This is a genomic window from Corynebacterium breve (genome assembly GCF_030252165.1).
Taxonomy (GTDB): domain Bacteria; phylum Actinomycetota; class Actinomycetes; order Mycobacteriales; family Mycobacteriaceae; genus Corynebacterium; species Corynebacterium breve.
Map to the genome: position 1 here is coordinate 2,482,820 of NZ_CP126969.1, position 14,888 is coordinate 2,497,707.

Genomic DNA, 14,888 nt, shown 5'->3' on the forward strand with positions numbered 1-14,888 from the left:
CTGACGCGACCGTTCATTTATGGGCTGCTCGCGAGCTCGCATGAATGGAAAAAGCCTTCTTCTCATCCCTTTTACAACGTATCCAAGCAACTTTTTGAAGCTGATCAGAGCTTTGCCGCGCACCCGATTGCATCGCTAGATCTTGTTTGTGTCCCGGATCTGGGTACTTGGAATCACATTACGAGTGTTCGTCCTCCAGTGCCCTCGCACCCGCAAATGTTTGAGGATCTTCCGGCGGGAGAGCAACAAGCCGCAATCGACATGCTTAACTCCATGGAGATTCGATCCGCGTTCGTACTTAACCCTGCACGCCGTGAAGGTGATGTTTTGGCATCGTTCCTCACCTCACTTTATTCGAGGCTCGCGCTTCAAGACCACGAACTCAAGACGCTTGCCAACTCCTTCTCACTCATGGGCGCAGATTCTGGCGGGCGCAACAAGAGTCGAATCTGGGACGCAAGCGAGGTGCTTTCGGCAGGGGTGAGGGAAACTCCGTGGAACCACTGGGACAATTTCACGTTTGGGGCTGAGTATGCAACGACATATGGATGGCACGTTCCTTGGTGAGTGGGTCGTTTGTCAATGTGTCAAGCAGTAAAAGCAGTGACCTCGAAAGGAAGCCCAGTCCATTGTGAAGTTTCGAGACATCGTTCTGATTCGGTGTTTCGGGGCTTCGTTTATCTCTGTGGGTCGGCAAGTTCTTTGATCGTTTTGCCTTGGGTGAGACGTTCATGGCGCAGCGCGTCACCGATGCGGGTGCGCAGCAAGTCGGGCTTGTTTGTGTCGGAGACTAGATAGAGGTGCATGAAGACGAGACTATTTACATTGTGTGGAGCCTGAAAGGCCAGCTTAGTTGGTCTGTAGACCAGCGACGATTCTGTCGAGAGCCTGCAGGTACGCGTCGAATGCTCTTCTGCCAGCGCTAGTCATTTTCATTCGGGTGACGGGTTTCTTGCCGATGAATGCCTTGGTCGCAACAACCAGTTCGGCTTCTTCTAGAATCGCGAGGTGCTTCGACAGCAGCGAATAGCTGATGCCGAGGCTAGTGAGCAGTGTCTGATAATCGACGGATTCCACGCTGTTTAGCGCGCCCATGATGCTAAGTCGCACAGGCGAATGGATCGTTCCATCGATCAGATTGCGGGCTTCTGCAAGATTCATTTCGGTGCCCGTTTAAAGAAGATAAGCGTTGCGACGACTGGTGGAATGAAGACCGTCAAAGTCGCGGGAACGATCCATGGCCATGGAATATCTTCCGGCCCTAGGTTGGTGTGCCAAATGACAGAGAATACGGTTCCTACTACCACTATCCAGAAGAAGATTCCGAGTACGAGGCGTTGAAAACCGTGTGGCCGTGCCTTGGCGGTGACATATATCGCCTGGGTCAAACGGTAAGAGATGAAAATAAAGAGGCCGACTGTCGTGAAATTTATGATTCCGCCCCATTCCGAATATGTGCTTGCCAGGTTGATTACAAGTACACCGGTTAAACAGGCGAGGTAAACCATCCAGAGCGTCGCTTCTCGTCTGTTTATTCCGATAGCTCCGCCCCGACGACGGGCAGATTGCGCGGTTTTGGTGAACTCAGGTGAGCGAGTCATGAGCTTCTCCTTGGCTGGTGGAGAGACCTTGTATTTTACATTCTATTAAGCGCTTAACGGATTGTAAAGTGTGTTTTTGTGCAGACTGGCCGAAGCTTGCCGGTTGTGTTTCCGCAGCAAGGAAAATTATTCACCACGTGACCCGGGAAATTGCAAATAAAAGTTGATGCGTTGTGGATAGTGTATATATCATCGCAGGCTATAGGCTTGACAGCCCGTAGATGTTGCATCAAGTGAGGAATCAATTAATGAAGTAGAGATGAACCAAGGCCATTGGGCAGCCTGTCCGGTCTCCGGTTGTCAGTAAGGAATTGTATGAAACACCGGCCACAAGTGCCTAGACACTCCGTCTATGAGTCGGGTGTCATTACCGCGCTCCAGCGACACGCTTTCCAAGCCGCAGAACGTGCCGGCCACCTTGTCACGACAAGGGGACCGGTGACATGCATCGTGTTCTGCGGGCAGGTTCTAGACATTGAGTACGGCTCAGCCGAAACGATCGAATACTCAGACTTTGAACGCGCGGTTCTCGATTGGGCAACCGAAGTGGAGCAAGCCTTCCATCGTGAAGACACCGCAGGGCTGAGTGATCTCTCGATCGAGGCTGCGCGGGCAATTCGCACAGGCGATTGGCTCGCAGTTCCAGTCAAGCTTGACGACGACCAACTGCTCCGCATTCTCGAAGCGGCCGCAAAACTTGTCAGCAGCGGAAGCGAAGCCAGCAAATTCGTCTGATCCGCCGCAGCGCCATTTGGCGGAATGTCTGGTCTGGAAGATGCGGGAGGATCCCGCTACCTCGCCATTTCCGACGATGCTATTAAGCAAGGTCCTGTCCGTGTCTATAGCTTTACCTGGCCTTGGTCAATAGGGGTGCGGGGCCAGAAGCAACCGTAGTCTGTCATGACAACGCCAACGAAGGACTTGCGCTTATCGACGACGGTGCCACCGCGGAACACCCCGGTGGAGGTAAATCTGCTCTCGACTGGCAAGTAGGATCGCAGACCAACTGTACTGCTGTCACCAATGCTGTTGCCCTGAACGACCAACATTCGCCCAGTTTAACAGAACATGTGAGATTATGGAGTCTCTAATCTGTCGATAAATCGATTTTTGTCAATTGAGTGTTAGATTAAGGGAGTCCCTAAACTAACATTTCGAAGGCAGTGGTTGAATGGTCGTGCAGCGTGGACTGGAGCGTCGTCGTCAGTTGGAGCAAATGGTCGACGATATTCTCAAGACTTCCTCCAATGGAGCACTCCAAATGACGACGGAGTCTGAGGCGATCGATTTCAAAGAAGAAGCGGGACGTCGTCAAGGGAGAGATCTGCTTCCCGGCCAACCTGATAACCAGGTAGCTGCCACAAAGCTTGCTGATGAAGTTGCGTGCATGGCCAACTCTCCTGGCGGCGGCGTGCTGATTGTCGGAGTGGAGGACAAAACCGGGAGGGTCATCGGTACTGAGTTAGATATCGAAAAGCTTCGGCAACGAATCCATTCCGGCGTTGGCGTTGCCCCCAGCATTCAAGACTATTCCGTTGAGGGGCTGCGCGTACTGGCCATCTATGTAGCAGAATCCTCGGAACCTGTTGAAGATACTTCAGGCAGGTTGCGATGGAGGGTAAGCGATAGATGCGTAGAAGTAGACCGATCCGAATGGTGGCAGCATCGGGATACTGTGCGTGGCTACGATCCGCTGGCATCAGCATCAACAAAGACGGCAGCCGATGTTCGTCCAGGGGCATTAGGGATCGCTCGTCGGTGGCGCGGCGTTGAAGACATCACTGACATGGACTTCCTTCGTGAATTAGGTGCCTTGCGAAGTGATGGACACCTGTCGGAGGCGGCAGCGTTACTTTTCACATCGTTGGGACGAGTCGCAGTTGAGCTCACTCAGTTCAATGTGCCCAGCGGTCAAGTTCTCAACCGCGTTCAGCCCGCTAAGGAATTGTCACTCGTCGAACAAATTGATGCCGTCGAGTCTGCGTTAGCCATTATGAATACAAAGATCACTGTGGAAACGGGGCTGAGCCATCGGCAGATTGACCGCATTCCGCAAACAGCCGTGCGCGAAGCAATTCTCAACGGTGTCATCCACCGGGATTGGAATTTGATGGCTCCGACAGACGTGAGATGGACGGATGCTGATTCCATGCTTGAGGTGCGCAGTCCGGGTGGCTTCATCGGCGAAGTTAACGAGCACAATATCTTGAGCCAGCGAGAAGCTAGATACCCTGCTCTCGCGGACTTGTTTCGGGCAGTAGGGCTCGTCGATAAGCAAGGTGTTGGGGTAGATCGAATGTATCGCGCCATGATTAGTCTCGGGCATACGGTACCGGTGATTGAAGAGGTTGCGGGTCCCTATGTACACGTCACCTTGGTCGGTGGACAGCCGAAACGGCCTGTTTTAGAAGTGATGGACGCGGTGCGGCCGGCCGAACGCAGGGATGACTATCGGTTGAGCATCATTTTGCATCAGCTGCTTCATAAGCCTTTTCTTACGATTTCATCGCTAGCTCGTGCTCTGCAATCTTCTGAAGAAGCTGCGCGAGTCGCTCTGCAGGTCGCGCTGCAAACGGTTGTGCGTGGTGCACCATTTTTGCAACGCTTTGGCGATGCGTGGTTGCTCGGCGAAAAGGTGCTTGAGATCCTCGAGCAGGATCATGACCTGGTCACTCCGCTTGTCGCATACCGCGGGACAGATGAGGACGCTGCTTACTCGACGATCAAGTTGTGGTTGGCAGAGAATTCGGGGATTACCACGGGCGACCTCATGACGTTGAGCGGGATGGCCCGAGGAACTGCAAAGAAGATACTGGACAACCTCGTAGCTGCAGGAGACTTGGTGCCTAAAGGCAAGGGAAGATCGTCACGGTACGAGACGGCTCAACCCTAATTCGCCAACTTTTCGCTTTTCGACGAATCACTGTGAGATTAGAGGGGTGCCTAATCTCACAGTGGATGAGAAATGCTGAGGGAATTGGCGATTAACGGCCGTCTCTGTGCGAATGCCGACCCCGAAGCGCACGAACTGGCCGCAGGGATCGTCGATAAGCGGGAAACTAGAGGCGGGTCAGGGCGCGGAGCTGCTCGATGAGGGCAGCTGGTGCGGCCATCATTGCGAGAATGGTGATCAGGGCGCCGACGATGCCCCCAACAAGACCACCGATGAGGCCAGAGTTTTCGCTCGAGCCTGCTTCTGGCTCTTCGGTTGGCTCCTCAGGCGTTTCAGGCTCTTCAGTCTCAACAGGAGTTTCTGGTGCGTCGGTGGTTGGCAGGGGGGCTGCTTCGCCGTCCAGGACTTCACCTGTGTAGAGCGGGTTCGGAATGGTGAGAGTGCGAACTTCGTCGAGGATCTGGTCCGCGTCGCCTTCGGCGACTGCGCCGAAGTCGTACATGGTGAACACGAGGCGATCATCGTACGCATCCAGGTTGGTGCCGTAGTTGTCGTCGCCGGTGACAATCTCGGTTGCGGTCTCGGTGTTCTCGCCCTCGGCATCCCAGCCGTTGTGCATGTCAACGGTGTTGATGTTCCAGAAACCGTCAGGGTGGCCACCAGGAACGCGCTTTTGCATGTAGGCGTCGCCAGCTTCGGCAGGGTAGTGGGTGTGGCCCGAGACCCAGACGGCGTTAGGGAAGTCGCCCATCAAGGTGGTCAGGCGATCGTTGTGTTGGTGGTGAGTGGAGTACTGCGGCTGGTAGGTACCGCCGGTGGTTTCGCCCAGTGGGAAGTGCGACAGGATCAGGACCTGCTTGTTCAAATCGGTCCAGGAGTTCAGGCGAGTTTCCAAGAAGTTCAACTGCTCCTCGGACATTGATACCTCTGGTGGGCGTTGGTCTTCCTGGCCGAGAACGATGCTGTTGCAAAGTTGGGGCAGTAGAAAGACCGGCGTGAAATAATCACAGCCATGGGTATCTTCTCCGGTCGTCATTTCCCCCGTGACATCATTCTGTGGGCAGTGCGCAGGTACTGCCGCTACGGGTGAGCTACCGCGATCTGGAGGAAATGATGACTTCAGCGGGGCGTGCCGGTCGATCACACCACGATTCTCACCGCTGGGTCCAGAAATACGCCCCTGAGCTGGACAAGCGAACTCGGTGGTACCGGCTGGTACCTGACTGGCAGGCCAGTTCCTGGCGGGTGGATGAGACCTATATCCGGGTCGGCGGAAAGTGGTGCTATCTCTATCGGGCGATCACCGCCGGTGGGTATACCCTGGACTTTTACCTCTCCCCGAAGCGTAACGTTGCGGCAGCGAAGCGTTTCCTGGCCAAGGCCCTCAGATCCAATGCGTCAGCCGGGTCCCCGCGGGTCATCAACACCGACAAGGCACCAGCTCTGGCCAAGGCAATATCCGAGCTGAAGGCGGAGGGAATCTGCCCTCAGACGGTGGAGCACCGGCAGGTGAAATACCTGAACAACGTTCTCGAGGGAGATCATGGCCGACTTAAAAGAATCCTGGGGCCGAAGGGAGCGTTCAAAAACCGAATTTCCGCCTACCGGACGTTGAAAGGGATGGAAGCGATGCATTCATTACGGAAAGGGCAGGGCACGATGTTTGCCTACGGGCAACCGAACCCGGATGCGGTGATCGTCAGCCGGGTGTTCGAGGCTGCCTGAGAACGCCGACCCGCAGCGAGCATCAGAGGATGAAGACTGGGTCGTCACGGCTCTCCGCCTGAAGTTTGCAACAGCACCCGTTGTGTTGTGCGCGTGGTGTCACCGGTGCGTCTGCGGTCTCGGTGCGTGTGCACACCCCTCTGCGAGTATGTACGCATGGAATACCTTTTTGACTCGCTAGTACTGGCCCAAGTTTTCTATACGGAGGCTCCTTCTGAGGGACCTTCTTGGTGGGAGTCCACGTGGCATACGATCCGCACGGTGGTGCTCCTTTTTGTGTTGGGGGCAGGTGTGATGTCCTGGTCTCTTAGACCGAACGATTTCGGTTACCCTAGGCTGATCCGTGCGACGCAGGTGCTCGGTGGTGCCCTCGCGTTTCTGGCGTTCTGCGCGTTGGTTCCGATTGCCTTCGGGACGTGCTAGAGGCGTCAGCGGGTGCGAGCGCGGGGGCAGAGGATCACGCTGCGCGACTTTTCGGCGGACACATTTGAGTCGGCGATGACGCTATCTAAATTCTTTTGCTGGGGCCGTGACTTTACTGCGAACATTGATGCTTTGCTTCGGGACACGGGAGTCCCGCGCGTTGACCCGTCCGACGAGTCGTTGAGTTCCGGCGAGCGCGCGCATGCGCGGATTGTTGCCGTCCTCGTTGACGAGTGGGACGCGTTGGACAGTCGCCAACAGCGTGCACTTGTGAACGTGTTGAAGACATCAGCACGTGCGAGTGAGGACGCGGAAAACTACTCCACGCGTCGCTTCGCCGACGGCGTCCAGGAGTAGCCGCACGACATCAGAGGCGACGCGTCACGCGCGTGCATTCGGTATCGGCACCGTTCGTTGTGTGGTGCGCGCGGCATCGCGGGAGATGCTGACGGCGTGTCTGTGTTGAGGCGCTGACGCGAACGCCTACGGCGTTCTTGTCCCCCTTTATTTTCGTTCCCGACGTTTCCTGTCACGTCCTCGTGCTGTCGCTGCATTCGTCGCTTTTCGCGCCGTCTCCCCGCCCGTGTTCGTTTAAGGCCCGTAGGGCCTTCTCCTAATGGTACAGTTGGTACTATCGGCGCAATTGCAAGCATTCCATTGACGGGTGGCGCTACTGCTTGGCCAGCGATCCTGATAGCAGGCGGCGCTGCAGGCCTGACTGCGTATGAATGCGCTCAGATCGGCAAGTAAGACCAAAGCGAACCTCAGCGTTATTCTTTGAGGAAGTTTTATTTCATTAAGGGTCGGTAGGGTGGTATGTTGACACAACAGAAAAAAGAAATGTCCTTGGCGGTTACGAGCTTTATATTAGCTTGTATAGCTTTGGGGGGAATTCTTGCTTTCGAGTTTTCGTTCATGACCGTAGTGCTTGCCGTAAATTGGCTAGTGATCACCTTCATCGCCTTTCGAAAAATTCGTGAAATAAAAAAGAGTCAGACAGTTAACAAGCTCTCAACAAGCAGTTAGCGATGCACAACGTGTCATAATGTCATCAGAGCTCCACAGCATGCGTGTTGCGGAGAAGTAAAACCCGGGACATCCCACCGGACGATGGGGCCCGGGTTGTGCGCTTTCTAAATCGGATGAACGGTAGTTTTTCTTCAATGTAGGAATAAAATTCCGGGACACCACACCTATAATCCACGATCGCTCCACAGCAAGCATCTGGAACCCACAGCATGGGATCGCTCGGTCCGGTTTTATGGTGCATACGGATTTTTGACACTATTTGCTGAGTTCGCAAGTAATTAAGCATTTTCATATCCAAAGTATCTTGGGGCTCTCTGCGTGATTCAATCACCATGGCATCAAGAGACGCTGCACTAGTACACCCACTGAATCCATAGAGGTGCTTGATCACCCATTAATGGAGTGGCAATCCATACCAACAGCAAGGCTATAAAATGAGCGCTTTAGGAATCCTTGTGACCACCGCAAATACACCCTCATTCACCTGAGCGAATTGCAGTATTTAGTCAGCAAATCCAAGACTGTCTTTCACTTCCTGTATCGCAACACTAAGGCGATCAATGTGCTCTTTAGTGTGAGTAGCCATCACAGTTACTCGCAGAATCGCCTCATTACGACGGACCGTAGGATAACGAATCGCTGGAACATGAAAGCCTCTCTGTCGAAGCTTGTCCGAGACTATAGTTGCATGTTTTTCAGACCCTATGTGAACAGGGATAATTGGCCCATTACCAGGCACACCGATCTTTTCCCTCAACCTCTGCTCATTACAGCGAAGTGCATCACCAATGACTGGCTCGTCATCAATGACACGAAGAGCTTCGCCAGTAGCTGCCATGATAGAAGCAGCATTTGATGTCGAATAGACATAAGACCGAGACTGGTTACGCAGTAGCGCAGCGACCGGTTCGGCATAGCATACAAACCCACCGATGCTGTTGCAAAGTTGGGGCAGTAGGAAGAGCGACGTGAAATAATCACAGCCATGGGTATCTTCTCCGGTCGTCATTTCCCCCGTGACATCATTCTGTGGGCAGTGCGGTGGTACTGCCGCTACGGGTGAGCTACCGCGATCTGGAGGAAATGATGACTTCAGCGGGGCGTGCCGGTCGATCACACCACGATTCTCACCGCTGGGTCCAGAAATACGCCCCTGAGCTGGACAAGCGAACTCGGTGGTACCGGCTGGTACCTGACTGGCAGGCCAGTTCCTGGCGGGTGGATGAGACCTATATCCGGGTCGGCGGAAAGTGGTGCTATCTCTATCGGGCGATCACCGCCGGTGGGTATACCCTGGACTTTTACCTCTCCCCGAAGCGTAACGTTGCGGCAGCGAAGCGTTTCCTGGCCAAGGCCCTCAGATCCAATGCGTCAGCCGGGTCCCCGCGGGTCATCAACACCGACAAGGCACCAGCTCTGGCCAAGGCAATATCCGAGCTGAAGGCGGAGGGAATCTGCCCTCAGACGGTGGAGCACCGGCAGGTGAAATACCTGAACAACGTTCTCGAGGGAGATCATGGCCGACTTAAAAGAATCCTGGGGCCGAAGGGAGCGTTCAAAAACCGAATTTCCGCCTACCGGACGTTGAAAGGGATGGAAGCGATGCATTCATTACGGAAAGGGCAGGGCACGATGTTTGCCTACGGGCAACCGAACCCGGATGCGGTGATCGTCAGCCGGGTGTTCGAGGCTGCCTGAGAACGCCCACGCGCAGCGGCCATCAGGGAATGAGAAACTGAGTCTTCGCTGCTCTCCGCCCAACTTTGCAACAGCACCCTCAACCGGTCTTGTGCCAGGGTGGATAGACCGGCCTTATCGGCCAGCCGCATGACCGGAACCAGACCGGATGCGGACACGAGGTTCGGGTCATCGAATGATGCTGACACCGCAGCGGGAGTGTGAGATAGTTGCATCTACGAGATGCTCTTTCTTGATGTGGGATACGGACCTTAGACAAGTCGTATTTTCCCAGATCAGAAGAGCATTTCTTTTATTCCCACGCCGCTGGAACCCGAACTACATCGGTGGATCCGGGCTAAAGGACTCTTATGACCGACATTATTGATCTTCTAACCAACAACCAGTTCGCCACCATTCGCGAGGCACGCCCCAATGCAAAGGCGAACGCCCAGCGCTCCTTCGACGTGCTTTTCGACGACCCCAACGCCCTTCCCGAACGCTACGCCGTGGCCGAACACGTGGCCAGATTGCACGACACCGCTGTTGACTTCTACGCAGAGCTTGCGGAAGAAGACCCCGCGACCGATCCAGCACGTAAGGATGCCGCCATCAAGTTCGCTGACCTGTTGGTCCTGCGACCTGCCGACGCCACTGCGGCCGATGTCGGCGCCCTGCTTGAGCTTTTCGACGAAAACGAGATCGTCACCCTGGCGCAACTCATCAGCTTTCTTTCCTTCCAACTCCGCGTTGTGCATGGAATTCAAACCATCGGCGGACTTGATGTTGCGTCGACGGGCGGCCGTGGCCCAATCATCACCACTCCTCACGAATTCTCTACTGCGCAGCTGGGGTGGAAACCTTGGGTCAAAGACTTGAAAAAGTCTGAACTGACAGCAGAACATCATGAAGCACTGATCAAACCCGAGCGCGCAAACATGCCGTACTTCCGTTTGCTTGTGCGCAACCCGCAGGCGTTGAAAGCACGCACGCTGACTGACCTGGATATTTTCTACAACATCCAGGGCGGGCTTTCGCGTGCCGAACGTGAACTAGCGGCAACAATCACTTCGCGCCTCAACGGTTGCCCCTACTGCGCGTCGGTGCATCAACAGCGCGCTAAGGAAGAAGGCGCGGACTCGGAGATCCTAGACCGTCTCATCTTCGATGGTGCTGACATTGACTTGGGCACTGCGCGGTGGAACGCTTTGCGCGATGCGACCCGAGCTCTCACGAGGACACCGATGGAGTACGACCAGGTGGTCGTCGGCAAGCTGCATTCTGTCGGTTTCGATGATGCTGAGCTACTCGATCACCTGTATGCCACTGCGTTTTTCAACTGGGCGAACCGATTGATGCTGTCACTGGGGCACGCGACGTACTAGATCGCGTTTCCTAAATAAGTGGGCTGGTGGTGCGATACTGGATCGGTGAGTGGCACCACGAGTCAGTTTCGCGTCTTGACCAAACTGCTGACTGTGGCTGATGCGGAAGGAAAAATCGACTGAAACGTCTCCGCGGAGCCTCGATCACCCGTGCTCACGCGGCCCAAGGTTTTGGGAGACATGCCCTAGATCCAACCCAGTTCGCGGGCGCGTTGAAACGCCTCGAAACGATTAGCAGCGTCAACCTTTCCCATTGCAGATGACAGATAGTTGCGCGTCGTACCTGCCGCCAGATGTACCTGAGCAGCAATGTCCTCAACTGTGCCGCCGGTACCGGCAGCCTTGAGAACTTCTTCCTCCCGCGGGGTAAGCGGCGATTCCCCCAAGGAGATTGCCTGCGCAGCGATGTCAGCATCAATGTGCCGACGACCGGCATGCACCGTCCGGATGGCGGCGGCAAAATCCGCAGCCGATGAGGTTTTTGGCAAAAAACCCCGCGCACCAGCGGCGAGTGCACGTTTTAACGCCCGGGGTCGGGCGTGGCTGGTGACAACGAGTACATGCGGTGCGGAATCGAGAGCGAGTAGTTGCCTGGTTGTGTCTATTCCGTCAATGCCACCGAGATTGAGATCCATCACTACCACATCGGCACGTGAGGCACCGGTGGCCATTGCTTTCTTCCACCAGGCGATTAATTCTTCGCCAGAGCCAGCGACCACCGCGATTTCCAGGTCACTTTCCAGGGACAACAGTGTCGACAACGAGCTTGCCACGAGTGATTCGTCATCGCAGACAGCGACGTGGATCATCGCACTTCCTTTCTCGATCGATCTTCGAATTCCAACCGCACTCGGAACGTGTCGGCATTATGCTCCAGATGAATGCTGGATCCTTCTCGCGTGGCGCGGCGACGCAGTGAGTCCAGTCCTCGCTGCGGACCAATGGAATTCGGAGCTCCGTCATTCACCATCGTGACGCTCCCCGGTTTCAGCGTCAGCGTGGCATGACGAGCGTTGGAATGCTTGACAATGTTCGTCGCTGCTTCCCGCACGAACCAGGCGGTGAGATTCCGGTCCTCATCGGGTACTGTCGATACATCGCCGCGGATGGTGAGAGCAATGTTGGCATCGGCAAGCAATGCTTCCATGCCGGCCACTTCGGTCGCGAGATTGACCTTCCGGTAACCGGTGACCACTTCGTGCATTTCTGTGGCTGAGAGTTTCGCTAGCTTCTGCAGTTCGGAGAGCTCATCATCTGCGCGCTCGTCCCCGCGCGCTACAAGCGCTCGGGCGAGTTCTGCTTTTATGCTCATTGCAGCCAAGTGCTGACCGAGTGTGTCGTGGAGTTCTTGTGCAAAACGCAGCCGTTCCTCGGCGACTTTCAACTGGGCTTCAGTGGCTCGAGCTCGTTCGATCTCACGAAAAAGACGAATGGTCCACACTGTCAGGGCGGTCAGCACGGTTAGGCTGGCGAAGAAGAGCCCGACGAACCAGCTTCCGCCCGTTACTTCAGCGGCCCAGCCTGCTAAAAGTCCTGCCCCAACGGCGACCGCCCATCGGACCCGTGTCAACGACCACGGGAGCAGTGCCACCGACCCCACCCCACACAGCACGACTGTAGCCAAAGCAACTCTGGTTGCGTCTGACAAGTCAACCAGCAAAATAACTACTAAAGGAACCCCGGCTGTGACGGCCTGCACCGCGACCAAGACCTTCTGAGCCGTGCCGGCAGAGCGCCTAGGTATCGAATTGAACGCTGGATGCACCGCCACCGCCCAGGTGGTCGTTATGCCCACCACCAGCAGTGCGGCGATTGTGGAAAGAATCAGGAAGGCGCTCAGCTCGTGCGCGACTGCTACTTGAACAAGCGCCACTGCCGAGACAAACATGAGCGCTGGAACGGCAGTAAAAAGCACCGAATACCTTGAATAAGCGATGTACTGTTCGGCGGAGTCGAGCTCATTCCAATGGCGCAAAGTAAACAGGTCCATATTTGCAGGGGTACCTTCTAGCGGTTTGTTTCCCACTTAAAGTAGCAGGTCGCGCACCATACGAGAACTATCGCCCACGCGGTGAGCACCCCAAGATCACTGAGCGCTGCGGTGAGGGTTGGTGCGTCCAGCCACGAAGCCAACGCTAGATCGTAGACCAATGCGAACGGGGTGTATTCGATGACCTCGATGACTTTGTCGGGGAACAATCTGCGCAGTCCCGGCATTGCGAGCAGAGCGATAAGGAATACTGGCATCGAGGTCATCTGGGCAGCTTCAGCATTCTTGGTGAATGAAGCCGTGATCAATCCTGCGGTCGCGGACACTACGAGCCCGAGCAGGACAGCTGCAACTAGTAGGAAAAGATTATCGATGGAAGGTGCGCCGTCGATTATCACGAACACGCTGTAGGCAGCGATGGTCAGTAGCGACAAAATCGTTCCGGGAACCGCAAGGGCGCCCAGGATTTCATGGTCGCGGGACTCCCCAGTGCGCAGACGTTTGAGCACTTTCTCATCACGCCGGGTGGTTGCCGCAGAGATGACCGGATAGAACTGCACGAAAAGAAGGACAAATGGGATCAGCACATCGCTGAGGGTGTTTTGTAGCCCAGTGGTCTCGTTCGTTTGCCGACTGATGAGCGCATACAAAACAAATGACATGAGCAGTGGCAGCACAGCCATAAACAAGAGGGTGCGGTTGGCGAGGAATTGACGCAGTTCGGCAACGATCAATGCGCGAATACGGCGGGCGGAGCTGCCCCGGCGTGGTGGCGCATTCTCGGGGCGTTTATCGACGTGAGAGTAGGTTGTAGTGGTGTTCATGACATTCTCCTTGGATTCGAATCTGCGTTGTTATTGCAGGGCGGTACGGTCGGCGATAGACAAGAACACCGATTCGAGGCTGGCGGTACTGGCGGTAAAGCGACCGAGTTCGAGGTTATGGTCATCTGCCCAACCCAGCAGCTCCGCAGTGTGGTGCTGAATTCGGTCAGTCGAAATAGTCAAGTGTGTGCCGTCGAGAGTGGTATGGGCTCCGGTCAAGTCCGGCAGTGGCGGATGGTTCGGTGGGAGCACTGCGGTGATTTCACTGCTTGCCGACGCGACGATCTCTGGAGTCGTGCCGGCCACAACAATCTCTCCGCCGTGCATGATGGCAACACGATCGCAGAGTCGCTCTGCTTCCTCCAAGTAATGGGTGGTCAGCATCATGGTCACGCCCCGGGATTTGAGCCGTTCGAGGAGCGACCAGACGTTGCGGCGTGATTCTGGGTCGAGGCCGGTGGTCGGTTCGTCGAGAAAGAGAACGCGAGGGTCCCCGACGAGAGCGCAGGCGAGGTCGAGGCGCCGTTGTTCACCACCGGACATCTGACCAACCTTGACGTCGGCGCGGTGGGAAAGGTCAACATCGGCGAGCACTTCGTCGATGCTTAACGGAGCAGCACAGGTACCCGCCCACATCTGTAGTGTTTGGCGAGTCGTCAGCTCAGTGGGCAGTCCACCAGATTGCAGCATGATGCCGAGGTAGGGGCGCAGAGTTTTGCGGTCAGCAAGAGGATCGGCACCCAAGATGGTGACCTCGCCGCTGGTTGGGGCAGTGAGGCCTTCCAAAATCTCGAGTGTGGTGGTCTTTCCAGCACCGTTGGTCCCCAACAGGCCAAAGACCTCTCCTCGAGCAACCGTGAACGATGCGTCGGTGACAGCTGTGTAGGCCTTATCTCCGCTGCCGTAGGTGTGGGTAAGTCCGTGGACATTTATTATCGGTGAGTTATTCATGGCACTCATACTGCCGAGAGATCAACGTCGCAGGTAGTGCAATATGTCAGGAGCTTCGCAATCTAATGTCACAGTCTGGCAAGGACAAATGTCATATGCCCCGCGACTCTGGACTGCAGCCACCGTCTATCCGGTCGGCTCCTAGCGTTTAATGCGGTGGTCCTGCGCGCGATTACCACCTGGCCGAGTACTTTAGGAGACACGCCCTATCTCATTCGCAGATCGACCTTTGCAGATTAACCTTTACCGGGTGGCCGGTTTTGGCCCACCCGGTAAAGGTTAATCTGCAAAGGTTAGTTTGGCGCGGGAGAGGGTGAGCATGGATAACATCATCACAGTGAGCGCGGTTGTGAATCGGCCTGAGTTTTGTGGAGACTACGGGCAAAAGCC

At 55.6% G+C, this 14,888-nt stretch carries 17 protein-coding genes and 1 pseudogene; 7 read left to right on the forward strand and 11 right to left on the reverse strand.

Annotated elements, in window-relative coordinates:
• Positions 1–216: 216 nt before the first annotated feature.
• Entirely contained in the window at positions 217–567 is a 351-nt protein-coding gene (locus QP027_RS11860; RefSeq protein ID WP_284825077.1) for a hypothetical protein, read from the forward strand.
• 110 nt (positions 568–677) lie between these two features.
• Here the strand turns inward: QP027_RS11860 and QP027_RS11865 are convergent, their stop codons facing one another.
• The 3 genes from QP027_RS11865 to QP027_RS11875 are packed head-to-tail and all read right to left on the reverse strand — an operon-like array spanning position 678 to position 1,601.
• A complete protein-coding gene (locus QP027_RS11865; protein ID WP_284825078.1) occupies positions 678–806 on the reverse strand; it encodes a hypothetical protein in 129 nt (42 codons plus the stop codon).
• 43 nt (positions 807–849) lie between these two features.
• Complete coding sequence (locus tag QP027_RS11870; RefSeq protein WP_284825079.1) at positions 850–1,161, reverse strand: transcriptional regulator; 312 nt, start codon at positions 1,159–1,161, stop codon at positions 850–852.
• Complete coding sequence (locus QP027_RS11875; RefSeq protein ID WP_284825080.1) at positions 1,158–1,601, reverse strand: hypothetical protein; 444 nt, start codon at positions 1,599–1,601, stop codon at positions 1,158–1,160. Before QP027_RS11875 ends, QP027_RS11870 begins: the two co-directional genes overlap by 4 nt.
• Before the next feature lie 333 nt (positions 1,602–1,934).
• On the opposite strand from QP027_RS11875, the gene QP027_RS11880 reads away from it, so the two are divergent.
• Positions 1,935–2,336: a hypothetical protein gene (locus QP027_RS11880; RefSeq protein WP_284825081.1), complete on the forward strand. Its 402-nt coding sequence runs from the start codon at positions 1,935–1,937 to the stop codon at positions 2,334–2,336.
• Between the two features lie 104 nt (positions 2,337–2,440).
• On the opposite strand, the gene QP027_RS11885 is transcribed toward QP027_RS11880, so the two are convergent.
• Positions 2,441–2,650, reverse strand: coding sequence for a hypothetical protein (locus QP027_RS11885; protein ID WP_284825082.1), 210 nt, complete (start codon positions 2,648–2,650; stop codon positions 2,441–2,443).
• Between the two features lie 122 nt (positions 2,651–2,772).
• Between QP027_RS11885 and QP027_RS11890 the strand changes: the two genes are divergently transcribed.
• Positions 2,773–4,494 carry a DUF5635 domain-containing protein gene (locus tag QP027_RS11890; protein ID WP_284825083.1) on the forward strand — a complete coding sequence of 574 codons (1,722 nt, stop codon included), beginning with the start codon at positions 2,773–2,775 and terminating at the stop codon, positions 4,492–4,494.
• A gap of 166 nt (positions 4,495–4,660) precedes the next feature.
• On the opposite strand, the gene QP027_RS11895 is transcribed toward QP027_RS11890, so the two are convergent.
• Complete coding sequence (locus tag QP027_RS11895; RefSeq protein WP_284825084.1) at positions 4,661–5,530, reverse strand: hypothetical protein; 870 nt, start codon at positions 5,528–5,530, stop codon at positions 4,661–4,663.
• Positions 5,531–5,604: 74 nt separating this feature from the next.
• Here QP027_RS11895 and QP027_RS11900 point away from each other — a divergent pair, with 74 nt between their 5' ends.
• Together QP027_RS11900 and QP027_RS11905 are read left to right on the forward strand one after the other, a co-directional pair.
• Positions 5,605–6,219 carry an IS6 family transposase gene (locus QP027_RS11900; protein WP_432418596.1) on the forward strand — a complete coding sequence of 205 codons (615 nt, stop codon included), beginning with the start codon at positions 5,605–5,607 and terminating at the stop codon, positions 6,217–6,219.
• A 498-nt stretch (positions 6,220–6,717) separates the two neighbouring features.
• Positions 6,718–6,999, forward strand: coding sequence for an antitoxin (locus QP027_RS11905; RefSeq protein ID WP_284825085.1), 282 nt, complete (start codon positions 6,718–6,720; stop codon positions 6,997–6,999).
• 1,174 nt (positions 7,000–8,173) lie between these two features.
• On the opposite strand, the gene QP027_RS11910 is transcribed toward QP027_RS11905, so the two are convergent.
• Positions 8,174–8,680, reverse strand: a complete 507-nt coding sequence (locus tag QP027_RS11910) for an aminotransferase class I/II-fold pyridoxal phosphate-dependent enzyme (protein WP_284825086.1) — start codon at positions 8,678–8,680, stop codon at positions 8,174–8,176.
• Positions 8,681–8,754: 74 nt separating this feature from the next.
• Here QP027_RS11910 and QP027_RS11915 point away from each other — a divergent pair, with 74 nt between their 5' ends.
• Positions 8,755–9,369, forward strand: coding sequence for an IS6 family transposase (locus QP027_RS11915; RefSeq protein WP_432418596.1), 615 nt, complete (start codon positions 8,755–8,757; stop codon positions 9,367–9,369).
• 74 nt (positions 9,370–9,443) lie between these two features.
• Here QP027_RS11915 and QP027_RS11920 read toward each other — a convergent pair.
• Positions 9,444–9,584, reverse strand: a pseudogene (locus QP027_RS11920) (IS1380 family transposase); the annotation flags it as partial.
• A 135-nt stretch (positions 9,585–9,719) separates the two neighbouring features.
• On the opposite strand from QP027_RS11920, the gene QP027_RS11925 reads away from it, so the two are divergent.
• Entirely contained in the window at positions 9,720–10,733 is a 1,014-nt protein-coding gene (locus QP027_RS11925; RefSeq protein ID WP_284825087.1) for an alkylhydroperoxidase domain protein, read from the forward strand.
• Positions 10,734–10,918: 185 nt separating this feature from the next.
• On the opposite strand, the gene QP027_RS11930 is transcribed toward QP027_RS11925, so the two are convergent.
• Genes QP027_RS11930 through QP027_RS11945 form a run of 4 tightly spaced genes read right to left on the reverse strand, consistent with a single transcriptional unit; the run spans position 10,919 to position 14,498 of the window.
• Complete coding sequence (locus QP027_RS11930) at positions 10,919–11,542, reverse strand: response regulator transcription factor (RefSeq protein ID WP_284825088.1); 624 nt, start codon at positions 11,540–11,542, stop codon at positions 10,919–10,921.
• Positions 11,539–12,723: a sensor histidine kinase gene (locus tag QP027_RS11935; RefSeq protein ID WP_284825089.1), complete on the reverse strand. Its 1,185-nt coding sequence runs from the start codon at positions 12,721–12,723 to the stop codon at positions 11,539–11,541. Before QP027_RS11935 ends, QP027_RS11930 begins: the two co-directional genes overlap by 4 nt.
• Positions 12,724–12,740: 17 nt before the next feature.
• On the reverse strand, positions 12,741–13,547 hold the full coding sequence (locus QP027_RS11940; protein WP_284825090.1) for an ABC transporter permease: 807 nt from the start codon (positions 13,545–13,547) through the stop codon (positions 12,741–12,743).
• A 30-nt stretch (positions 13,548–13,577) separates the two neighbouring features.
• Positions 13,578–14,498 carry an ABC transporter ATP-binding protein gene (locus QP027_RS11945; RefSeq protein WP_284825091.1) on the reverse strand — a complete coding sequence of 307 codons (921 nt, stop codon included), beginning with the start codon at positions 14,496–14,498 and terminating at the stop codon, positions 13,578–13,580.
• Positions 14,499–14,888 lie beyond the last annotated feature (390 nt).